This window comes from Streptomyces sp. KLMMK (genome assembly GCF_036961605.1).
In the GTDB taxonomy this organism is placed as follows: Bacteria; Actinomycetota; Actinomycetes; order Streptomycetales; family Streptomycetaceae; genus Streptomyces; species Streptomyces telluris.
The window spans coordinates 49,366-72,060 of sequence record NZ_JBAMDC010000008.1; the positions used below are offsets into that span (position 1 = coordinate 49,366).

Below are 22,695 nucleotides of genomic sequence, written 5' to 3' on the forward strand. Positions count from 1 at the left end.
TAAACGGCCACCCCCGACCTGTGAACAAAGTCAATGGTCGTAGTAGCCTGACGGGCGCAGTAGGGGGGCGCAGGGTGGCTTGATCACGCACCCGTGGGGAAATCTCCTCGTTCGACCAAAAACGCCCTGAGGAGTTCAGATGTCCACATCGCGTGTCGTACCAGTGACCCTGGCGGAAATCGCCCGTCTCGCGGGGGTGGGGCGAGCCGCCGTGAGTAACTGGCGGCGACGACATCCATCCTTCCCTGAGCGGATCGCCGGCACCGACGTGAACCCGCAGTTCGCCATGACCGACATCGAGAGCTGGCTGCGCGACAACAAAAAGCTCAAGAAGTCCGCCGAGCGGGAATGGCTCTGGCCCCGCTTCGAAGCGCTCGGCGGCCGCGACGCGACCGGGGCTGCCATCGCGGAGGTGGGAGGACTTCTCTCCGGGCGTAAGGGCGGCGGGAGCGAAAAGCTCCCGGACGAGAAGCGGGAGCTGATCGAACAAGCCGTGGACATCGGGTGGCGCGAGGGGGGCGCGGAGACCTTCACGTTCCTCCTGCGCCGCTGGCTCGACGTCCATGTGCGCCAGATCGCCACCACCCCGGAGCCACTGGCCGCGCTCATGGCGGACCTCGCCCTCAGCACCGCCGACGCCGCGGGCGGCGTCGCGGTCATGGACCCGGCCTGCGGCACCGGGCACCTTCTCGCGGCCGCCGCCGAAGCCGTGAAGGCTTCCGGTGCCGGGACGGTCACGCTGCTCGGAGGCGATCGCGACCCAGTCCTCGCCGCTCTGGCGGACGCCCGTCTGAACCTCACCAAGGGCGCGGGGGAAGGGGAGCGGACGCATATCGACGTACGGGCGGGAGATTCCCTGCGCGACGATCCTTTCGCCGGTACCCCGGCCGGCATCGTCCTGTGCAATCCGCCGTTCAACGAACGGGACTGGGGATACGAGGAGCTCGCCACCGACGCCCGCTGGAGCCACGGGCTGCCACCCCGCACCGAGCCCGAACTGGCATGGGTCCAGCACTGCCTGGCCCAGCTGCGTCCCGGCGGCGCTGCGGTACTGCTGCTGCCACCCACGGTGGCGGCCCGGAAAGCAGGCCGGCGCGTCCGCGGCTCGCTGCTGCGCACCGGTCATCTGCGCACCGTGGTCGCGCTGCCGCCGGGATGCGCGGCCCCGCACAGCGTCTCCCTGCACCTGTGGGTGCTGCGGACACCGGCACCCGGGGAGGAGCCACAGGCGGGTGGACGGCTGCTGGTCGTCGACGCGGTGTCACGGTTCCCCCGGCCCACGGAGCGGGAGTGGCTCCCCGACTGGGCGGCGATCAGCGCCTTCGTACACGAGGCCGTCACCGAGGCCGATCCCTCGCAAACCTCCGCCTACGTGCGGCAGGTGCCCGTCATTGAACTCCTCGACGGCGAAGTCGACCTCACGCCGGGCCGACACATCAACCCGTCCCCGGCGAACGTCGCGGACCGGCTCACCGAATCCTGGCGGGAGTTCACCGGACTGACGCGGAGCGTTGACACATCGGCCCGGTTGCTTGGGACGCTCCACCTCACCGCGGCCACGGCGGACACGCCGACGGCGACCACGGTCGCCGAACTGGCCCGGGCCGGGGCGCTCACCCTGCGCAGCGGCCAGCAACCGCCGGAGGAGTCGATCCGTACCGGTCCGCCGTCCGGCGACGATATTCCCCTGCTCACCGTCCCCGACCTGCTGACGGGCGGCGAGCCGCGAGGCCGGCTCGCCCCGGATGACGCGGTGGCCTGCGGGGCTGTGATCGCCGAACCCGGGGACATCGTGGTGGTGGGGGTGACCCGGGCGTTCTCCGCCTGGGTCCACGAAGGGCCGCCGACCGCCCTCGGCCCGCAACTGCACGCGGTGCGCGTGCATCCCGAGCAGCTCGACCCGTGGTTCCTCGCCGGTTCGCTCCGTGCCCCGGCCAACGCCCGGCAGGCCGGAACCCACACGACCAGCTCCTCCCGCATCGACGTCCGTCGCCTCCAGGTCCGCCAGGTACCTCTCGGTGAGCAGCGGCGTTACGGCGAGGCGTTCCGCGAACTGGCCGCCTTCGAGCGGACGGTGCTCCGCGCCGCCGATCTCGGCCGGGGTCTCGTCCGTGACCTCGGCGACGAACTGGCGGCCGGACACCTGGCGGGCGGAGCGTAGGGGCAGCGGATTCCGGCGCCCTCGCCGGCGCGGCCTCCAGGCAGTCGCGCTCGGCCGGCGAGGACCGCGTGGCCGGGTCCGTACCACTCCCGGGCCACATCCCTGGGCGCCCAGCCGGCGGTCACGCCCCCAGCTCACCCGGGCCCGCGAGCCGGGCCGTGAGCTGGGCGTCGACCGCGCCGCGCACGGCCTCGACGCGAGCCGCGATTTCCGGTGGCAGGCCCGCGGCCGTGCGTCCCGCCGCGTCGACCACAGTGATGGCAGCGTCCAGCTCACCGAAGGCGAGGCGGCATTCGGCGAGGCGCAACCGGACCACAGCGCGTTCGGCGCGCTCGGCCGGCCCCTCCCCGTGGATGAGGTCGTCGTCGATTCCCTGGTAGAGGCGGGCCGCGGAGCCGAAGTCACCGACGAGGCGCAACCCGTCCGCGGCCCCCTGCCACACGCGGCGCACCAGGGGGCGGCGCTCTCCCCATTCCTTGCGGACCCGGGCGGTCAGCCCCCGCAGGCGTCCGGCCGCCTCGCCCGGTTCACCAGCGTCGATCTCCGACTCGGCCAGCGTGCAAAGATGTTCGATCTCACGGTTGTCCAGCCACTCCTCCTCACCCGTCGCGGATGTGGCAGCATGGACGGCGGGGGCGGGATGTGGCTGTGGAGCCCTGTCCGGTGGCCGGCGCAGGGGGGCGGTCGGGTCCGGGCAGGTGCGCGGCCGGGGCTCCGGGTCGCCGGGCCGGGGGCCGAACGGAGCGAGGGTCTCAAGGACTTCTTCGACGGGCGGGCGCTGCTCGGCTCTCTTGGCGAGCATCCGCACCACGAGGTCGTCGATCGCCTCCGGGATGCCCGCAGCGTACACGCTCGGCGGCAGCGGCTCCTCGTGGAGGTGTTTGTCGGCCAGCCCGGACTCTGCGCCGAGCGGGAACGGGGGGCGCCCTGTGAGGAGTTCGTAGAAGATGCACCCGAAGCAGTAGACATCCGTGCGTGGGGTGGGCTCCAGTTCCAGGAGCTGCTCGGGTGCCAGATAGCCGCGGGTGCCCAGTGTCGAGCCGTGCGCGGTGTACCGCGTGGCGTCGGCGCGCAGCGGCTTGGCGATGCCGAAGTCGATGAGGACGACCGCGCCGCCGTTGTCGATCATGATGTTGGCGGGTTTGAGGTCCCTGTGCACCACAGGAAGCGTGTGCGCGCAGGCCAGCGCCCCGGCCATCTGCACGGCGACGGCGACCGCCGCGGCCAGCGGCAGCGGGTTGTGCTCGTCGAGGAAGGTCCGCAGACTCACTCCGGCCACCAGGCGCATGGCGATGTACGGCACGCCCTGGTGCGATCCACTCCCGTACAGCTCCGTGATGCCCGGGTGGTCGAGCGTGCCCAGGAGCCCGGCCTCTCGCCGGAACCGGGCGTTCCTGACGCGGAGTTCGGCCTCCCGCTCATGCGGGTCGAGGCAGTACAGGGCCTCGGCGTCGTGGCGCAGGAACTTCACCGCCACCTCGCGGCCCCCGGACACCTCTCGGGCCCGCCAGACATGGGCCATCCCGCCCTTGCCGAGTGAGTCCTTCAACTCGTAACGCCCGTCGATCAGATCACCCGCGCCGGGCTGGTACGTATCCGCGTCCACGCCGTGCCCCTTCGCACTCCTGCGCCATATCAGGCACACCAGAGTAACGTGAAGCGATCACGGCATGAAACGTGCATGGACTTAGTTCACAGACGTATGACATGCTCGCACAGCGCCCGGATTCCCCGGAGTTCCGCCGGCCCTGGGCACTCTCCTGCCATGCCGCCGTCCACGGGGGTCACCATGCAGAACCTACCGGGCATCACCGGCCAAGACTGGCTGATCAGGGCAAGTCCCCGGATGGCCCGGCCCGATGCCGCGGCCTGCCCAACGCACCAGCGCACCGCCATGCGGCCATTGCTCGTCGCAGAACCGCCCGTACCGTTCCGCCCCACCCCGCGCGAGGAGTTCCCCTTCGGCCCGCTCTTCACAGCACTCGACCTCTGGGAGCACGACGGCTGGCCCGTCGAGCGGATCCGCGAGGAACTCCGCAACACCCGCGGCTCCTTCCGGGGCTGGGGCGCGCCCGTCCACCCCGCTCACCTGGCCTGGACTGCCCACGCCCTGGAGCGCTACGTGACTGCCCGCACACGGGAACAGGCCGCCGCCGTGGCCGGACTGCCCCTGACCGCCCCGGTCAAACAGCCGTGGACATTGCGCACACGCCTCACGGATGCCCCCGACCCGCGCGGCGCACGGCAGTACGAACACACTCTCTGGGGCCGCATGTACGCCTCCGCCGACGGGACGGTGCGCGACCTGTGGCTCCCCTCCCTGGGCCGGGCCAAGAGGGGACGCCCCGACGCGGAACTCGCGGCCGTGGCCCAGGTCATGGCGTACGGGGCGCCAACACCCCGGCGCAAGGCCCGCGCCATTCCTCCAGCCACCGAGACCGACGGCACCCACCCGCCCCGACTGGTCCGCGTCTTCGACGTCGGCTGTGCCGACGGCTCAGTGGAGAGACTGCTCTATGAGGGTCCCGCCGAGGCGCAGCAGCGGTTCACGGACCATGCCGTGCCCGCCTTCCGCGCGGCCGCGTCCGGGACCGGCACACGGCCGGGGGAGAGTTGTGTCGACTGCAAGGCCACCAGCGGCTGCACGGACCTGAAGCGCACCCCGCGGCTGTGGGGCGGGCTACCCCCTGCCCTCGTGCGCAATCGCCGCTCCGTCTCCGCCTGGGACTTGCGCCTGCACGCCGAATGCCCCGCCCAGTACCACCTGGTGCGCCGTCTGCACCTCAACGACCTTTCCACCGAAAACCGGGGAGCCCAGCGCGGACGCGCCGTCGACGCATGGCTCGACGAGCAGCACGCCGAACGCCCGGTGCAGGGCTGCCGGGATCGCAAGATACCCGACCTGGCCGCGATACGCGCCAGGACCGGACTCGACGACGCCTCCGCACGTGAGGCCGTCGGAATGCTCGCCGAGCACCGGCTGCTGTGCCCGCTCAACGGACTCGATGCCGACGAGCAGGTGCTCGTACAGCATCGGGTGACGGCCTACGTGCCCGAACTCGATGTCGTCGTCCTCGCCAAACCCGACCTGGTGTACACGCATCGTGGGCGGTGGATCTGGCGTGAGACCAAGACATCGGGGCGCCCCCTGTGGGAACGGCAGTCCTTGCTCCGTACGTACCCGCAACTCGCCCTCGGTGTACTGCTGTTTCACGCGGGAGCCCTCGGTGACTCTCCGCGCCACTCCTGGGTGGAGCTGGAACATCTGCGGGAAGAGCACGGTGAGAGCCGGCTCGAACGCGTCGATCCCGGCCGCACCGAGAACGTCGACGAGGCCCGGACCGTCATCGCCGACCTCGCCCAGCCGCTCCTGGACGACACCACGTACGCGCCGAGGACCGGGCGCCATTGCCACGGCTGTCAGGCACGGACCTGGTGCCGGCCCGGCACGGCCTACGTCACCGACCACCCGCGCCCGGAAGGATCCGACGCGCAGGCCCCGCCGCGAGGAGACACCCCGGCCCATGACTGACCAGCAACTCGTACCGGACTGGCTGTCCAACCCCGATGTCGTCCTGCTGCGGAATGTCGCCACTGCCGTCCTGCACCTGGCGGCCGTCGACCGGCTCGACTCCTTCGTCCTGCCCTACCCGGCCACCGCGCAGCGGGCCCTGGATGCCCTGGTGCTCGAGTGCCTGCGCAACGGGGCCAGGCCCCCGGCCGGGGTGCCCGAGATGATGCGCTGGGCCCGCGCCCGTCCCCTGGGCAGCTGGCCCCTCGACCGCCTGCCCACCGACCTGTTCGATGCCGGCGACCGGCTGATCGACAAGGACTCGGGAGAGCCCTCGCAACTCTGCCACGAACTGGCCGTGCGGGGATACGGCGACAGCACCGGACGGCAGTACGACCGCCTGGTCATCCACGAAGCCCTGCGCGCCTGCCGCGCCATGTCGTCGCCGGAGTCGTACACGGCCTTCCGCCGCCTTCTGGTCACCCGGCCCGTCCTCACCGAGGCGGACTGGGTCGAGGTCAGCACCGACCTCTTCCTCGACCCCGTCCGCTTCCTCGTCGAGGAGATCTACGCCCCCGTCCCCCTCGGGTTCCGGCGGGACGGGGCGTACCTGTGCTGCCACCGCTGTCTGACGCTGCTCCACCCGGTGTCCGACACCGAGTGGTGGTGCGAGCGTGACCAGTGCCGGCACCGGGGCCCCGCACCCCATGGCCGGATGCTCGTCGCGTCAGAGGCAGGAGAGCTGCGTCAACTGCGCAAACCGATACGACAGTTCGTTACCGGCCCCGGACAGGCCGAGACCTCACTGGAGACCGAGCTGCGTGCCCTGGGGCTCACCGTCGAGATGTGGCCGGGCTTCGACGCGTACGACCTGCGCGTGACCTTCCCCGACGGTCATGTGTGGGCCGTCGACGTCAAGGACTGGGCCCACCCGGCCTTCCTCGGGCGCTCCGCGACCGCGGTCCGCGCCGAACCCCCGTACGACGAAGCCTGCTGGGTGGTGCCGGGGTTCAGGGTGCGCGCGCGCCGCGACTATCTCGACATCTACGCCAGGGAACGGAGCGCTGAGGCGGGCGGTCTGCGCCTGCTGACGTACGACCAGCTGAAGCGGGCCGCGCGGCTGCGGCTGTCCGGTGAACGTGGACCGGATGCCTCCATCGCACCCCACCGAACCGAGCAGATCCCGGCACCGAGAAGGGACCGGGCAACCGGGCATACGGCGTCGTTGCCGACCGGAGAACACGCGACGCCGACCCGCGGCGCCGGAAAGGACGGAGCGGCCCGTGCGTGACCGCAGCAGCTGGTACCAGCCGATCGTCGCCGCGCTCGGCCCCTGGCCCGAGGAGCACGCCCGGACCCGGCCCGCCCTGCTCTGCCAGGTCGAACTCGCTCTGCGGCTGATGGAGACCGTGGCTCCCGGCCATGCCGTCGACGGGACGTGGACTCTTCTCGGCGGCTACGGTCCGGCCTTCGTGCGCGCCGCGAAACTCCCCACCGACGCGGCCGAACAGGTCGCGCTGACCGCCGCCCGACACCTGCTGTGGCCGATGCGCCGTGGCCGGATGTGGCGGCAGAGCCTGGACGCCTACCTGGCACTGCCCGAACGGCTGCGCGCGTACCGTGTCCCGGCTGCCGGCCAACCCGCTTACCGGGTTCCCCTCAAGCTGGCCGCCGATCGCTTCGCCACCTACGACGATGCGCTCGCGAACCTCCCGGGCTTCGCCACCAAGCCGCTCCCGCAGGCAGAAGCCGGTGAGCACCGTTTCATGGACCGCCACCATCGGCGCACCTCCGTCACCGTCCCCGCCGACCTCGTACGGGAACCCTTCCCCGGCCATCCCCTCGCCGCCGAACGCCCGGCAACTGCCGGCCCTCTCGACGTCCCACTCGATGAACTCTCCAACGTGGCACGGTGGATGGACGAGGAGGGAGCACGGCGTGGACTCAAGGCGGGAAACTGGGAGCAGCGCCTCGGCCACCTCGACCTCGACACCCGCACCGCGGACGGGACGGCCTTCGAAGCAGCCTCCGCACTGCCGCTCGACCAGCTCACCCACCTCGTCGGCATGGTCGGGGCGGGCAAGTCGACCCTGATGACGCTGCTCGCCGTCTGGGCGCACCAGAACGGGCTGCGCATCACACTCGTCGTCGGTGACGTGGCCGAACAGCTCGCCCTGACCGAACTGTTCCGCGCACTCGATCTGAGCGCGGCCCTGGTCCAGGGCGGGACGACACGGCCCCAGCACACGCAGCGACTACACCGCCGGCTCGCCGCACGCGGAGCGCACTCGCTGCTGACTCACACCGGCTCGGTGTTCACGCACCTCAGCACCGCCTGCCCGCTGGACGCCCTGCGCGCGCTGGACGCCTCGGAGCCGCTGCGCTACACCGACGCGCCGTGCGGTGCCCTCCACCCCGCACGGCGCAAGGAGACCATCGAGGAACCTGCGGCCGAGCGTGCTGTACGCGAACTCGAACGCGCCCGCGGAGTCACCGGGAGAGAGACCCCTGCGGACGACGCCGACGAAGATCACATGGGTACCCCGCACGCCTGCCCGCTGTGGAGCGCCTGCCCCCGGCACTCCTCCGCGCGCGACCTCGTGGACGCCCTGATCTGGGTGGCCAACCCGGCCAGCCTCGTCCAGACGGCGGTACCGCGCCAGCTCAACGCCGAGCGTCTGCGCTACCTGGAACTGGCCTGTCTGCGCAGCGACATCGTCATCGTCGACGAGGCCGACCGCGTGCAGATGCAGCTCGACCAGATGTTCGCACCGTCAGCCACGCTCGTCACCACCGGTGTCTCCGACTCCTGGCTCGACCAGTTGCAGACCCATGAGATCGCCGAGCTCGCCCGCCAGGGACGACTGCAGCTCTCCGACCAGGACGTGGAGCGATGGTCCGCCGCCCTGGACGTCGTCGGATCCGCCGCGGACCGGCTGTACGCCATGCTCATCGACGACGAAGGACTACGGAACTGGGCGCAAATCGACTACTTCAGCGCGTGGACGCTTCAGGAGAAGCTGCTGCACGCCTGGTACCCGCCGGCGCAAGGACGGAACGCGGAACGACCGGACGGCGTGGACGAAGGGAACGTGGAGGACGAGAGCGCACTGTACGAGGACGAGGACGGGTTCGGGAACGACGGTAAGGCCTCTGCGCCAGAAGCCCCTTGGTCTCAGCGTCGCACCGAGATCACCGAGTTCTTCGACACGTTCCGCGACGATCCGCTCGGCGGGCGCGGTCCTTACCTGACCCCCGCCGACCAGCTGACCGCCCTCGCCCACGACGTCCTGCACACCCTCGACGAGAAGCGGACGCGACGCCGCGTCCGCGCGCTCCTCGACTCGTTCCTCGTCGGAGCACCGGGGCCGGAGCAGCGTCCTGCGCCAGTCGTCGGTCGCGGCAAGGAACCTGCACCCCACGACGTGCCCCTCACCGAGGAGTGGCGTGAGCTCAACGCGCGCCGACTGGAGTTCACCCTGGTTCTCGCCGCTCTGCATCAGCGCCTGGACCGGGTGACGTTTCTGTGGCCCCAGGTGGAGGCCGCGCTACGGCTCGACTCGGCGAGCCACGAATTGACCCGGCGCCCACCCCTCGACTACGCGCCACTGCTGCCCGAGGCCCCCATGGGCAATGTCCTCGGCTTCCAGTACCTGGTCGACGAACGGGCCGCCGCCCGCAACAAGGACGGACACCGCACCGGCACCCTGCGCTTCTTCCGCTGTGCGGGCATCGGCCGCGAACTGCTCCTCAGCCTTCCCCAGCTCGGCGCCGACCCCGGCCGAGGGCAGTCCGGCCCGCACGTCCTGCTGATGTCGGGCACCAGCTGGGCGGGCACCTCCACCCGTGCCCACGTCCTCGCCCCCGTCCGTGCAGTCCTCAAGCCGCAGAGCAAGGCGCTGCGGTCTATCCGGGACACCGTGTTCCGCACCGAGTTCCTCCACGACGCAGCCGGACAGCCGATCCGGCTCTCCGGCCAGGACCCCGACAAGCGCGAGGACGTCCTGCGCCTGATGATCGACCGGCTCGCCCGGCCCCGGGGTGACGGAAGCACATCCCCCCTGCAGAGCGAACTCGCCCAGATCCCCGACCAGCGCCGCAAACGTGCCCTGCTCCTCGTGGCCAGCTACGCGGAGGCCAAGGTGGCGGCCACCGCCCTGGACGAGATCCCGCGCTGGCGCGGCCGGGTACGCGTCCTGGCCGCCGACGACGCCGAACTGGAGACCGCCATCGACGGCGCGGCACCAGCGGGGAGTAAGCCGACGAGCGCGGGAGCGGTGCGGCGCGGCGACCTCGCCTCCTTCGCCGACGACCCGGACGCCGAACTGCTCGTGGCCCCCCTCCTCGCCGTCGAGCGTGGCCACAACATCCTCACCGCACCCCAGCGGCCCGGCGAGGAGCGAGTGGCAGCGTTCGGAACGGTCCTGTTCATGGTCCGCCCCCACCCCCGTCCTGACGACCTCTCCCTGGCCGTCTTCGCCATCAACGACTGGGCGAGCCGTTTCGTACGCGGTCAGCTGACCGGGCCGGAAGGGACGTTCGGCGACCTGGTGGCCGAGGCCGACGACCTGCACGTGGCCGGCAGCGCCTTCCGGACCACCGCACGCCGCGTCTGGCGGCACGTACTGTCACGGCCCTACATCTACTCCTCGCTCTCCGACGAGGAGAAGAAGTCCTTCGTCTGGGATCAGCTCGTCACCATCTGGCAGGTCATCGGACGCCTCGTCCGCGGCGGGGTACCCGCCCGCGTCGTGTTCGTCGATGCCGCCTTCGCACCGCAGCTCGCGGCCGCCCAGGCGCCGGCCTTCGGGCGGGAACGGCGCACCCGCCGCGACAGCGACCCGGGGCTGCTCGTCCGGCTCCGGGACGTCCTCGCCCCCTATTTCGCACCGTCCGGCAGCCCCGGCAATGGCACGCACCCCAACCCCGCCGACACCGAACTCGTCAAGCTGCTCTACCGCCCGCTGTACGAGGCACTGTGCGGCCTGGAGGCGCCACCCGGCCCGCACAAGGTCGACTGACGCACTTCGACTGGTGTCGCTCTCACCACTTTGGTGGTCGAGGGACCCGTATCCGACCACGTACGACACCGCAGGGAGGACCGACATGTACAAGAACATCCGCCGATCCGCGTACCACCTGGCCGAGGACAGCACCCCCTGGACCGAGGACTTCCGCGTGCTCCCCTTCCCCGAGCACTGGCGCGCCGGGCTCCTCGGACTGCACAACCACGGACGGGGCGAGGAGAAACGGCAGCTGACCCTCCCCACCCGCCGACTGGACGGAGTACTCCAGACCCTCGCCCCCGACGTGATCGTCCGGCCCCGCCCCCGGCCCCCCGTCGAGCCGGGGCCGGAACCGGCAGCCGAGGACTTCTGGCTGTACGTCCCCGCCTCGGCACCCGACCCCCTCCCGAGCCGCTCGATGGAGCAACTCCTCGACGCCTGGCTGCGCACACTCGGCCCCAAGGGCGCCGCGCAGGATCCCGGGTTCCGCTCAATGCTGCTCGCGACCAGCTCAGAGCTGAAGCGGAACCTGCCGGCGTGGCAGCCCGTCACCGGCGTCGAACTGCTCACCACCCCCCTCACCTCGGGCGGTACCGCCTCCCCCGAACCGCCGCAGTTCCAGCTCGCCACCGACGCTCTGGCACGCCGCATCCTGACCCTGGACGCCTTCCCGTTCGAGGGCGGGGAGCTGCGTTTCCGGGCACTGCCCCGCGGGCCCCGTGACCAGGGCGCCGAGCTCATGTCGCAGCCCCTGACCCGGACCGTCAAGCGCAAGGAATGGTGGTTCTCCGTCGTCCTGAACATCTCCCTGCACACCACGCCGTTCGACCCCCGGCCGCGCCTCCATCTGCACTGGGGAGTACGCCGATGGGCCACCCACCCCCGGGCCACCACCAAGCGCCTCAACCTGTCCTACCGGGAGGCCACCACCGTCCACCTCCGGCCCACCATCCCCTGGCTTCCTGGAGCGCCGGCCACCGAACGCTACGCGCTCGCCCGTCTGCGCCGTGACCGGGCAGCCGACACCTTCGTCTGGTCGGAGAACGACACCGCCGGGATCCTGCGCGGACTCGCCCTGGCCGGAAACTTCCCCGACCCCGAACAGCTCCTCACCGAGCCGGTCTCCTGGATCGGCGAGGGCCGCGGCGTTCGCGCTGCCGTGGTTCACAGCACCAGGATGGGCAAGCACGAGATCGGCACCGGCTTCATGCCCAACCAGCGGGCGCAGCTCACCGAATGGGCCGAACAGGCACTCCCCGAAGCGGTGGTCCGGGTACCGGACCTGGCGCGCGGACGCGGCAAGGGCATTGGCGCACCGAAGAACCGGCGCCCCAAGCCGCGAACCGACGAGGCCAAGAAGGCCGAGCTGCAGCGCGAGACCCAGGCACGGCGCGTGGCACTCGCGGCACAGTCCCGGATCGCCGGCCACGGCCCGGAACAGGACGGGCGACCAGTGGTGGCGGCCCGGCTGCTGTGGCAGTCGCCCGAGGTACGGACGGAGGCGGTGGCGCAGTTCGCCCTGGCCCTGGGGCTGGACGGCGACGGCGGCGCCGCTGCCGCCGGCATCACGGACCGAGACTTCGACGAGGCCAGGCCCGGAGCACCGATCGTCCTCGAATGGCGGACGGCGGAACTCACGCTCCGGTTGCGCTGTCTGCCTCTCGCCGACGGGCTGGGCGGACAGCTCGTGCCCGATCCGGCCGTCAGGGGAAGGGGTGCGGCCCTCGCGGCTGCCGTCCGCGATCGCCGCCGTGCCCTGTGCTCATGGCTCCATGCGGACGGTATGTCCTCCTCTCGTCCCGAACTCGCCCTGGTGGAGATCGCACACCGCAGCACGTTCCGCCCCGCGTCGACGGACCCCAAGTTCGCCGTCCGTCTGGGCTGCGCCGACGCCGGGCTGCTGACCCAGTTCGTCGTGACCCCCTCCACCGACCGGCAGATCGACAACGTGGACAGCCTCGGCCACCGCACGCACAGCTCCTGGCTGGATGGACTGCGCCAGCTCGGCGTCCGCGTCCTGCCGCAGCACACCCTCGGTGACGACCTCCCCGATGGACTGCAGTACGCCGCGGTGTGGATGGTGAAGCGCCGCAAGGACGGCCCGACCCGGCTGCCCAAGCACCTGCCGGTGGCCGTCCTCGTCACCCCGCTGCCGGACACGGAAGGCCTGGCGGCCGTACGCGGCTGGGACGACAGCACGGGGCAATGGGTGCCCTATCCGCAGTTCCTCCTCGGCCTGGTGAAGCAGGCGGAGATCGATCCCGAAGCATTCGCGGAGCCCGAATCGGTGGACGGCGGCGCCCGCTCCGGCCCTCCGCGAGTCACCAGTAAGCAGTGGCGCACCAACCTCGCCCAGCAGCGCAGAGAGACCGCGGCGTTCCTCCAGCGTGTGCTGCACTCCTTCCGCGGAGAGCCCACCGCACTCATCACCCACGCGCAGAACAGCAGGCTGCACTGGCCATGGTTGCAGGACGGCCGCATCGAACGCGACCTGATCAGGACCGGTCACGCCCCGGCAGGCCGGCTCGACGACGAACTTCGTCTCGTGCGGGTACGTGGATGCGGCGGCCGTGAGACCGCCCAGTGGTGGGGTCTTGCCGAACCCGGCAAGCCGCACGGACAGCCGGCCGGCTTCTGGAAGCAGAGTCCCCGGCAACAGCACGGGGCACCCTCACAAGAGCGGGTCTTCTACAGCACCACCGAACGCCCCGGAACCCACGCCATCTCGCCCGCCCTCGACCGTCTTGCCACCCGGGTCAACGCGGCAGGCAACCTCACCTCGCAGGCGGGCACCAGCGCTTGGAACCCGACCCTGGTGGAAATCGCCGTACTGGGCTGCCACGAGGACGACGCCCCGTCCGCCCTCGTACAGGGAAAACCCGACGACGCCGAGGCGTTGGCCCTTGCCGTGCACCAGCTCCGCCAGTCCCCGGACTACGCTGCAGCGCTGTCCCTCCCGCTCCCGCTTCATCTGGCGGGATTGGCCCAGGCGTACGTCCTTCCCATGCTTGCCGAGCACGACGGGAGCCCGAGCGAGGAGGCGGTGGAGGCTGCCGCGGAACAGAACTCGAGCGACCTGGACCCGGACCTGAGCGAGGGGGCCGGACTGGCCGCAGAACCCGACGCGGAGTATGACGACGGGGCGGAGTCGAGCCCCGCCTCGTAAACCTCACCGTTGATTGATCGTCGGCGGAACTTCCGGCGCGAGTGCGAGGTCTCGGCGCCGAAGCGGGGGCGCTGACGGGCGGCAGGGCATCGCCGATCCGGCGCGGGGCTGCGGCAGTACGGAGGCAGCCGAGGTAAACGCACTCGGTCGTGCGGCGGATGCTTCCCGACCGGGGACTGCGGCGGCGTGATGGCGCCGCCTGGGTCGACCACCCGGAGTCTGCTGGGGTCGACGAGCTTGCGCGGCGGGGCGGCGGGTGGCGCAGGAGGGGCCGACGGCCACCTCCCGACCGGCGAGGTGATAGAGGCCAGCCGGGCGGGCCATCGACGTTCGTCAGGTACTGGACGCTGTGCCGGCCTGCTTCCGGCGTTCTTCCACCTCGTTTCCGAGTTCTCGAAGCCGTCGGTCGCGTTCGGCAGCCGCCGCCTGGCTGCGCCGCACCGGGTCGTCGGCAAGGCTCTGCTGTACGGCCGTACAGCCCTTCTCGGACTGGTCACACGCGGCGCCCCGGGCGAGGGCCGCCTCCCGGCGGCGTCCCAAGCGGCGGGCGCCGGCCTACCCCGGCTGCGCCGGACCACCCGGCCCACATGGGTCAGAGCATCGTGCGCAGCGGGAGCCTGGAGGCGTAGTGAACCAGCCAGGCGCTGGTCAGGCCGATGACACTCCGGCAGCGACATCGGTGGGATAGTGCGCGCCGGTGTGCAGCCGGGCGACCGCGATTCCGGTGATCAGCGCGAGTCCAGCCTTGCCCTGACTGCTCTGCAACTGCATCAGCATGCTGTTCAAGGTGTCGCGTGCGGCGCCCGGGGCCAGGCTGCCCAGGTTGTCGATCAGCGGTTTGATGGTGGAGCTGCCCAGCCCCTTGATGGTGCGTCCTGGTCGATGCGGCGGCGCTGGCGGACGGGATGTCACGGCTCGGCGACCGGAGCCCGCTCGCGGGCTTTGCCCGCAACGGCCTCGGTGGACTGCTGGGCCTGCTCGGTCACCTGCCCGGCCTGGGCGGCCTGCGCCGCGGTGTCCTTGACCTCCTGGGCGGCCTGCTGCGCCGCCTCGGCGGCTTCCCCCTTCAACCGCTGAGCGGAATCGAGTGCCGCTTCCTTCACCGGCTCGATCGCCTGGACGGCCTTGTCGAAAGCTCCGCGGCTGCCTGCTGCTCGGCCTGGGAGACAGGCAGGAGTGACGCCGCCAGCAAACCGGCGCCGAAGGCGATCAGCCCAGCCGCCAGCAGGTTGCCCTGCGTCCGGCGCACGGCCTGTTCGGGCACTCTACGGACCGTCTCACCCGCCTCTTCCGCGGTCTGACGAACCGTGTCCGCGGCCTGGCTCGCGCTCTCCTGCACGGACCGCGCCTGCCCGGGCACATCCACGGCGGCGCCCATGATCCGTTCCCTGAAACCCTGAGGCCGCTGCGCGAACCCGTTCGGTGCGGCGGCGTGCCACGCGGCGAGGGCTGGCGCGATCCGCCAGCTGATCGACGTCGCCGGACAGTTTGTCGCGGGTCCTTTCGATGTCGGCCCTTCTCCGGTCGGGTGACGTGCCCATTGCGCGAGCTCCTTCACCGTCTGGACGGTCCGCTCCGGCGACACGCTCCGCATCCGGGAGCGACCCAGCGTGAACAGTACTGCGCCGGTCACCGCCCACACTCCGGTGACCAGCAATGCCGCCCAACCGGCGCCCTTCACATGGGCCAGCGCGAACAACTCAGTGAGGGAGAGAAACAGGGCCACCATGTAGCCAGCGAACCCGGCCCCGCCGAACATTCCAGCGGCCCCTTGGCCAGCTCAATCTCCCGTCGGAACAGCGTCTGCACATCCGAAGTGACCTCGGATAGCAGATCGCCCACTGAAGCGTCCTGGTTGCGCGGCTCAGGTGATCGCGATGTGCTCGAGGACATCTCATGCCTCCGGATAGGCCGGAAGCTGCGGCCGTGCGACACGCTCAGCCGCCCCTGGGCCCTCCGCGGAGCTCTATGAGGAAGGACCCTGCCTTGCTGGCGACCTTGGCCAGCCGGTCGACGACCAAACCGCTCAGTGCCGCACCGGCCAGAAACGCGCCCGGTCGCCGACGTGTGAAATCTTCAGATCCTCCGCCAGACCCGCCGGGCCCTGCTGATCCGGGTCTTTGCACGACCAGAGCAGAAACCGGGCCGAACGACACACCGCCGAACTCCCCTGCGGCCGGTCTGCCGAAGCCCGCGCCCATGCCACATGGATTCCTGTGATTCAATCTTTCCCCTGCCAGGCAAACCACACAAAAGAACAAAGAGCCGAAAGGCTCTGCAATACCCCCCACGCTGTGGCAGCCGACACACCGGCCAGGGCAGACCAGCCGACGCACGTCAAAGGACTTCGGGGACCGCGCCCCGCCGCCTGTGCAGGCCCCTCGTCCTACCCAAACGCAGCCGCCCGTCGACCGGACTCAAAGCCCAGTCGACGGGCGGTTTTGTGCTCGCCGGCCACCCTCCCGACGAGCGTCAAACGAGCGTCAGGAGAGCGTCACGAGCGTCATTTCAGCGTCAGAAGTTCGCCCCCAACGCACACAGCGCACATCATGCACACCAGGTAAAACCGCAGGTCAGGCGGGGTTTCCCGTGGGCTTGAGGATGGCGACGCACTCCACATGGTGCGTCATCGGGAAGAGGTCGAAGGCGCGGAGCTTGACCGGCTTGTAGCCGGCCTCGGCGAAGTAGTTGAGGTCGCGGGCCAGGGCGGCCGGGTCGCAGGCCACGTAGGCGATGCGGCGGGCGCCCAGTGACGCCAGGTGGCGGACCGTCTGCTTGCCGGCGCCGGCGCGGGGCGGGTCGAGGACGATGAGGTCGGCCTCCTTGATGCCTGTGCGCGGGAGGACCTGCTCGACCTTGCCCTGTTCGATGCGGACGCGGTCGAGGTCTTGGAGGTTGTGGCGGGCGTCCTCGACGGCGCGCTTGCCGGATTCGATGCCGAGGACGGCGCCCTTCTCGCCGATGCGCTCGCCGAGGGCGCCGGCGAAGAGGCCCACGCCGCAGTAGAGGTCGAGGGCCATGTCGCCCTTGCGGGGCATGAGGCCCTGCATGACGGCCTTCACCAGCATGTCGGCGGCCTGCGGGTGGACCTGCCAGAAGCCGCCCTCGCCCACGCGGTACGTGCGCTCGTCGGCGCGTTCGCGGACGAAGGGGCGGCCGTGGACGCGGTGGACCTGCTGGTCCTTCTCGCCGATGCGGAGAACCGAGACCGGCTTGTCCAGTTCTACGATCGGGAGGCGGCCTCCCGGCTTCGGGGTGAGGATGACCTGGCGGTCCGCCGAGCCGCTCGCCGCGATGGCCTCCACCGAGGCGATCTGCGGCCACTCGCGCTTCTCGATGCCCAGCTCGCTCACGCCCGGCGCGGCGATCATGCAGTGGTCGATGACCTGGACGTCGTGCGAGCGGTGCTTGCGCAGGCCCGCGTGGCCCTCGGCGTCGATCGCGTACTGGACGCGGGTGCGCCAGGCGGGAACCTCGCCCGCGGGGAGCTTGTCGCCCTCGGCCGGCATCACGGTGCCGTCCCAGCCGGCGTCCTCGGGGGTGAGGCCCGCGAGGCGCTTCAGCTGCTCGGCGATGACCTCGCCCTTGAAGCGGCGCTGGGCGCCCGGCTTGGCGTGCTGCCAGTCGCAGCCGCCGCACTTGCCGGGGCCGGAGAAGGGGCAGGGGGCCGGGACGCGGTCCTTGGAGGCCTCCAGCACCTCGACCGCGTCGGCGCGCAGGAAGCGGGACGTCGCCTCGCCCTCCGTCACCCTGGCGATCACGCGCTCGCCGGGGAGCGTGTGGCGGACGAAGAGGACGCGGCCCGACTCCGTACGGGCGACGCAGTGGCCACCGTGGGCGACCGGGCCCACCTCGACCTCGTACTCCTCGCCGACCAGCGATTCCTGCGGTGCGTTCTGCATGGTGGCCGGCTCCAGAGACTTAAGAGAAAGGTGGGGTGGGACAGCCGTCCAGTCTACGGGCCGTCCCACCCCACCTGCGAATTCGCCGGTCGGCGGATTCGTTACGTCACCACGTCGCTACTTCTTCGTCGACGCCTTTTCCTTCTTCTGCTCGCCCACCGGGCCTCTTCGCACCGAACCCGGCGCGTTCCACTCGGCGCGCTTGCGGGCCCGCAGCTTGGCCGCCTCGGAGGAGTCGAGCTGCCAGGGCACCGAGGTGACCATCACGCCCGGCGTGAAGAGCAGGCGGCCCTTCAGGCGCAGGGCGCTCTGGTTGTGCAGCAGGTGCTCGTACCAGTGGCCGACCACGTACTCCGGGATGTAGACGCTGACGACGTCGCGCGGGCTCTCCTTGCGGAGGCTCTTGACGTAGTCGATGACGGGGCGCGTGATCTCGCGGTAGGGCGAGTCGAGGATCTTCAGCGAGACGTCGATGCCGCGGCGCTGCCACTCCTCGCGCAGCGCCTTGGTCTCGGCCGGGTCGACGCTGATGCTGAGCGCTTCGAGGGTGTCGGAGCGCATGAGCTTGGCGTAGGCCAGAGCCCGCAGCGTCGGCTTGTGGATCTTGGAGACCAGGACGATCGAGTGGACGCGCGAGGGGCGGACGGCCTCGTCGCCCGGGCCCTCGTCGGCGGCGATCTCCTCGGACACCCGGTCGTAGTGCTTCCGGATCGCCGTCATGGTGGCGTAGAAGATCACCATGCCGAGCAGGGCGACCCACGCGCCGTGGGTGAACTTGGTGACCAGCACGACGACCAGGACCAGGCCGGTGAAGAAGGCGCCGAACGTGTTGATCGCCCGGGAGCGGATCATGAGGCGGCGCTTGGCCGGGTCGGTCTCGCTCGCCAGGTGGCGGTTCCAGTGCCGGACCATGCCGGTCTGGCTGAGAGTGAAGGAGACGAAGACGCCGACGATGTAGAGCTGGATCAGCTTCGTCGAGTCCGCGCCGTAGATGTAGACGAGTATCGCGGCCGCGGCGGCGAGCAGCACGATGCCGTTGGAGAACGCGAGCCGGTCGCCACGGGTGTGCAGCTGGCGCGGCAGGTAGCGGTCCTGGGCGAGGATCGAGCCGAGCAGCGGGAAGCCGTTGTACGCGGTGTTGGCCGCGAGGAACAGCACGAGCGCGGTGGCCGCGGCGAGCAGGATGAAGAAGAACGATCCGCCGCCGAAGACAGCCTCGGCGACCTGGGAGATCACCGGGTTCTGGGTGTACTCCTCGCCCACCGGGGTGCCGTTGTGCAGCAGGTGGGTGGCGGGCTCCTCGGCCATCCGGACCTTGGTGGCCATGGCCAGGCCGATGATGCCGCAGAACATGGTGACGGCGAGGGCGCCCATCAGGGCCAGCGTCGTGGCGGCGTTCTTCGACTTCGGCTTGCGGAAGGCCGGCACGCCGTTGCTGATGGCCTCGACGCCGGTGAGGGCGGCACAGCCGGAGGAGAAGGCGCGCAGCAGCAGGAAGACCAGTGCGAAGCCTGCAAGGCCCTGGTGCTCGGCGCTGATCGTGTAGTCGGCGGTGGGGGCCTTCATGGTGTCGCCGGAGATCAGGCCGCGGTAGGCGCCCCAGGCGATCATGATGAAGACGCCGCCCACGAAGACATACGTGGGGATCGCGAAGAGCTTGCCCGACTCCTTGACGCCGCGCAGGTTCATCAGGGTGAGCAGCACGATCACGCCGACGGCGCAGGCCGTCTTGTGCTCGATGACGAACGGGATCGCGGAGCCGAGGTTCTCGATGCCGGAGGAGATGGAGACCGCGACGGTCAGGACGTAGTCGACGAGCAGGGCGCTCGCGACGGTCAGGCCGGCCTTGGGGCCGAGGTTGACGTTGGCGACCTCGTAGTCGCCGCCGCCGCTGGGGTAGGCGTGGACGTTCTGGCGGTACGAGGCGACCACCGTGAACATCAGCACGACCACGGCGACAGCGATCCATGGGCTGAAGTGGTAGGCCGACACGCCTGCCGCGGAGAGCACGAGGAGCACTTCGCCCGGCGCGTACGCCACGGAGGAGAGCGGGTCGGAGGCGAAGACGGGCAGGGCGATGCGCTTGGGAAGAAGGGTTTCTCCCAGCTTGCTGCTGTGCAGCGCCCGGCCGATGAGGATCCGTTTCGGCAGGTCGGTCAGTTTGGACACAACAGAGAAGCGTAAGCGCTCCCCCGGACGGCCGCCCACCCGCCACCCGCCGGAACGGAAATGTGGCGCACGCCGCACCACCCGTTCCGGGGTGCGGCGAGGACGCTCAGGGCGGCTGTGCAGTGGGGTGGGCCGGCCGTGGCTGCACGGTTGATCAGCCGTGCAGCAGGGCCGGCAGCGCCCGGTGGCCGTTGGAGATGAAGGACTCCACGGGCCGCAGGTCACTTGGCTTCACGGCGAGCCGCATCCGCGGGAAGCGGTCGAAGAGCGCGGGCAGGGCGATCGAGGCCTCCAGGCGCGCGAGGGGGGCGCCGAGGCAGAAGTGCACGCCGTGGCCGAAGGCGAGGTGGTCCTTGACGGTACGCGTGACGTCGAAGCGGTCCGGTTCCGCGCCGTGCAGCTCCGGGTCGCGGCCGGCCGCGGCGTAGGCGGCGAGGATCGCGTCGCCCTGCTTCAGCACCGTGCCGTCGGGCAGCGCGATGTCCTCGGTGGCGTAGCGCAGCGGAAGGCTCGCCACGGGGGCCCGGTTGCGCAGGGTCTCCTCGATCACGTCGTCCCAGCCGGCCGTGCCCGCGCGGACGAGGGCCAGCTGGTCGGGGTGGGTGAGCAGGGCGTGGATGGCGTTGTCGAGGAGGTTGACGGTGGTCTCGTGCCCGGCGCTGATCACCAGCAGCAGGGTGTCGAGGAGCTCCTGCTCGCTGAGGCGCGAGCCGTCCTCCTCGCGGGCGGAGATCAGCACGCTCGTCATGTCGTCGGCGGGGGCGGCCCGCTTGGCGGCGACGAGGGCGCCCAGGAGCTCGTAGGTCCGCGCGTACGTGGCCGTGACCTCGTCCGGGTCGGCGGAGGTGTGGAAGATGCTGTCGACGCAGTCGCGCAGGCCGTCGCGGAGGTCCGGGTCGGTGACGCCGAAGAGCTCGCAAATGACCTGGATGGGGATCGGGTAGGCGTACGACTCGCGCAGGTCGACGGGCTCGCCCGGAGCCTTGGCGGCCAGAGCGTCGAGGAGGTCCGCCGTCATCGCCTCGATGCGGGGGCGCAGGGCGGCGGTGCGGCGGGCGGTGAAGGCCTTGGCCACGAGGGTGCGCAGCCGCTTGTGGTCCGTGCCGTAGGCGGTGAACATGTTCCGCACGGCCACCCAGGTGAACAGGGGCCACTCCGGAGAGATGTCACCGTTGATCCAGGCCGGCCAGTGCTGGTGCGGGTCCTTCGAGACGCGCGGGTCCGTCAGGAGCTCCTTCAGCAGCGGCTGGGTGGTCACTGCCCACGCCACCACTCCCCCAGGAAGCTCCACGGGCGTCGCGGCGCCCCGCGCCCGGATGCGGGCGGCCTCGCCGTGGATGTCGCTGCCGGTGGCATCGATCCGGAAGGGGCCGGACTGAACCGGGACGGTACTGGGCTTGTGTTCCATCGGCTGTCTCCAGGGAGGTCTGCCTGCTGCGGGGAATGAGCGGACTGATCGGAGCGGGGTTGCTCGTACGGCGGCACGGGGCGGGAACCGGGACCGGGGACGGGGCCGGGACCCGCACCGGCACCGGCACCGGCACCGGGGACGGGCCTGAGACCCGGGCCGGGCCCGGAACCCGGCCCCGGGCCGCGTACGGCGGACGCCGAGAGGTCGTGGACGGGCGCCGGCCGCGAGCCGGACGGCGGCGCCGGGGGGAAGCGCACGGGCAGGGCCGTCAGCGCGCGGTGGAAGGGGCCCGGACGCCAGACGAGGCGGTCGGCCGGGATCGCGAGCTCCAGGTCGGGCAGGCGGTCCAGGAGCTTCTCGACGGCGACTGCGGCGATCAGGCGGGCCGCGTCCTTGGCCGGGCAGTGGTGGGGGCCCGCGCTCCAGGCGAGGTGGGCGCGGTTGCCGGTGCGCCGGCCGGAGAGCAGCGCCGGGTCGGTGTTGGCCGCGGCGAAGCTGACGACCACGGGCTCGCCGGCGGCCAGCGGCACGCCGCCGAAGTCGACGTCCTGGACGGGGTAGTGGACGCCGTAGTTGGCCATGGGCGGGTCGAGCCACAGCACCTCGTCCAGGGCGTCCTCGACGGGCATGCTGCCGCCGGCGAGGTCGCCGGCGAAGCGGTCGTCGGAGAGCAGCAGCCGCAGGGCGTTGGCGATGAGGTTCTGCTGGGGCTCGGTGCCGGCACCGATGAGGACAACGTGCTGGTGGATCAGCTCCTCGTCGCTCAGGCGGGCGTGGTGCGCCATCAGCCAGGACGTCATGTCCGCGCCGGGCTGCTCGCGCTTGAGGTCGATGAGCTCGACGAGGCTGCTGGTGATGAGGGCGTCGGCGCGCTCGGCGTCGACGCCGTCGAAGATGCCCGAGAAGCCCTCGACGAGCCGGTCGCCCAGCTCGGGCGGGCAGCCGAAGAGCTGCTGGAAGACCAGCAGCGGCAGCACCTTGGCGTACGCGCCGAGGAGGTCGGCCTCGCCCAGGCCGGCGAAGCGGTCGATGAGCGTGTCGGCGCTGCGCTCGACGTAGCCGCGCAGGGCGTTGGGGTCGATGCGCGCCAGGGAGTCGGTGACGGCCTGGCGCAGCCGCGTGTGGGCGTCGCCGTCGGAGAACAGGCAGTTCGGCCGGTAGGCCATCATCGGCACGACGGGGTTGTCCGGGGCGACCCGGCCGTCGGCGAGCGCCCGCCAGCGGCGGGCGTCCTTCCCGAAGACCTCGGGTGTCCGGAGCACTTCGAGGGCGGCCCGGTAGTCGGTGACGAGGGTCGCGTGCGCGCCGGGCGCCAGCTCCACGGGTGCGGCCGGGCCCTGGGCACGCAGGCGCGCGTAGACGGCGTGCG

General features: G+C 71.1%; 13 protein-coding genes. 5 read left to right on the forward strand and 8 right to left on the reverse strand.

Annotated elements, in window-relative coordinates:
* Positions 1-139: 139 nt before the first annotated feature.
* Complete coding sequence (locus V7793_RS03075) at positions 140-2,161, forward strand: N-6 DNA methylase (RefSeq protein ID WP_335581312.1); 2,022 nt, start codon at positions 140-142, stop codon at positions 2,159-2,161.
* Positions 2,162-2,282: 121 nt separating this feature from the next.
* On the opposite strand, the gene V7793_RS03080 is transcribed toward V7793_RS03075, so the two are convergent.
* On the reverse strand, positions 2,283-3,767 hold the full coding sequence (locus V7793_RS03080; protein ID WP_335581313.1) for a serine/threonine-protein kinase: 1,485 nt from the start codon (positions 3,765-3,767) through the stop codon (positions 2,283-2,285).
* Between the two features lie 288 nt (positions 3,768-4,055).
* Between V7793_RS03080 and V7793_RS03085 the strand changes: the two genes are divergently transcribed.
* The 4 genes from V7793_RS03085 (at position 4,056) to V7793_RS03100 (ending at position 13,844) form a co-directional block, all read left to right on the forward strand.
* Positions 4,056-5,693, forward strand: coding sequence for a PD-(D/E)XK nuclease family protein (locus V7793_RS03085; protein ID WP_335581325.1), 1,638 nt, complete (start codon positions 4,056-4,058; stop codon positions 5,691-5,693).
* Positions 5,686-6,963, forward strand: coding sequence for a restriction endonuclease-related protein (locus tag V7793_RS03090; RefSeq protein WP_335581314.1), 1,278 nt, complete (start codon positions 5,686-5,688; stop codon positions 6,961-6,963). Before V7793_RS03085 ends, V7793_RS03090 begins: the two co-directional genes overlap by 8 nt.
* On the forward strand, positions 6,956-10,693 hold the full coding sequence (locus tag V7793_RS03095) for a hypothetical protein (RefSeq protein ID WP_335581315.1): 3,738 nt from the start codon (positions 6,956-6,958) through the stop codon (positions 10,691-10,693). Before V7793_RS03090 ends, V7793_RS03095 begins: the two co-directional genes overlap by 8 nt.
* 85 nt (positions 10,694-10,778) lie before the next feature.
* The gene (locus tag V7793_RS03100) at positions 10,779-13,844 is read left to right on the forward strand and encodes a pPIWI_RE module domain-containing protein (RefSeq protein WP_335581316.1); all 3,066 of its coding nucleotides are present in this window, start codon (positions 10,779-10,781) and stop codon (positions 13,842-13,844) included.
* A 648-nt stretch (positions 13,845-14,492) separates the two neighbouring features.
* Here V7793_RS03100 and V7793_RS03105 read toward each other — a convergent pair.
* The 7 genes from V7793_RS03105 to V7793_RS03135 all read right to left on the reverse strand — a co-directional run.
* On the reverse strand, positions 14,493-14,756 hold the full coding sequence (locus V7793_RS03105; protein WP_335581317.1) for a phosphatase PAP2 family protein: 264 nt from the start codon (positions 14,754-14,756) through the stop codon (positions 14,493-14,495).
* A complete protein-coding gene (locus V7793_RS03110) occupies positions 14,753-14,914 on the reverse strand; it encodes a hypothetical protein (protein WP_335581318.1) in 162 nt (53 codons plus the stop codon). The genes V7793_RS03105 and V7793_RS03110 overlap by 4 nt, the downstream gene beginning before the upstream one ends.
* Before the next feature lie 29 nt (positions 14,915-14,943).
* Positions 14,944-15,603 (reverse strand): phage holin family protein, encoded by a 660-nt coding sequence (locus V7793_RS03115; RefSeq protein ID WP_335581319.1) that lies wholly within the window; start codon positions 15,601-15,603, stop codon positions 14,944-14,946.
* An 814-nt stretch (positions 15,604-16,417) separates the two neighbouring features.
* Complete coding sequence (locus V7793_RS03120; RefSeq protein WP_335581320.1) at positions 16,418-17,746, reverse strand: class I SAM-dependent RNA methyltransferase; 1,329 nt, start codon at positions 17,744-17,746, stop codon at positions 16,418-16,420.
* A 117-nt stretch (positions 17,747-17,863) separates the two neighbouring features.
* Positions 17,864-19,915 (reverse strand): APC family permease, encoded by a 2,052-nt coding sequence (locus tag V7793_RS03125; protein ID WP_335581321.1) that lies wholly within the window; start codon positions 19,913-19,915, stop codon positions 17,864-17,866.
* A gap of 154 nt (positions 19,916-20,069) precedes the next feature.
* The gene (locus tag V7793_RS03130; RefSeq protein WP_335581322.1) at positions 20,070-21,173 is read right to left on the reverse strand and encodes a cytochrome P450 family protein; all 1,104 of its coding nucleotides are present in this window, start codon (positions 21,171-21,173) and stop codon (positions 20,070-20,072) included.
* On the reverse strand, positions 21,170-22,695 hold a 1,526-nt coding region (locus V7793_RS03135; RefSeq protein WP_335581323.1), incomplete at its 5' end, for a cytochrome P450. The genes V7793_RS03130 and V7793_RS03135, both read right to left, overlap by 4 nt.

Coding starts and splice junctions, on each gene's coding strand:
- V7793_RS03075 (WP_335581312.1), top strand. CDS start 140: ATGTCCACATCGCGTGTCGTACCAGTGACCCTGGCGGAAATCGCCCGT.
- V7793_RS03085 (WP_335581325.1), top strand. CDS start 4,056: ATGCGGCCATTGCTCGTCGCAGAACCGCCCGTACCGTTCCGCCCCACC.
- V7793_RS03090 (WP_335581314.1), top strand. CDS start 5,686: ATGACTGACCAGCAACTCGTACCGGACTGGCTGTCCAACCCCGATGTC.
- V7793_RS03100 (WP_335581316.1), top strand. CDS start 10,779: ATGTACAAGAACATCCGCCGATCCGCGTACCACCTGGCCGAGGACAGC.
- V7793_RS03115 (WP_335581319.1), bottom strand. CDS start 15,603: ATGTTCGGCGGGGCCGGGTTCGCTGGCTACATGGTGGCCCTGTTTCTC.
- V7793_RS03120 (WP_335581320.1), bottom strand. CDS start 17,746: ATGCAGAACGCACCGCAGGAATCGCTGGTCGGCGAGGAGTACGAGGTC.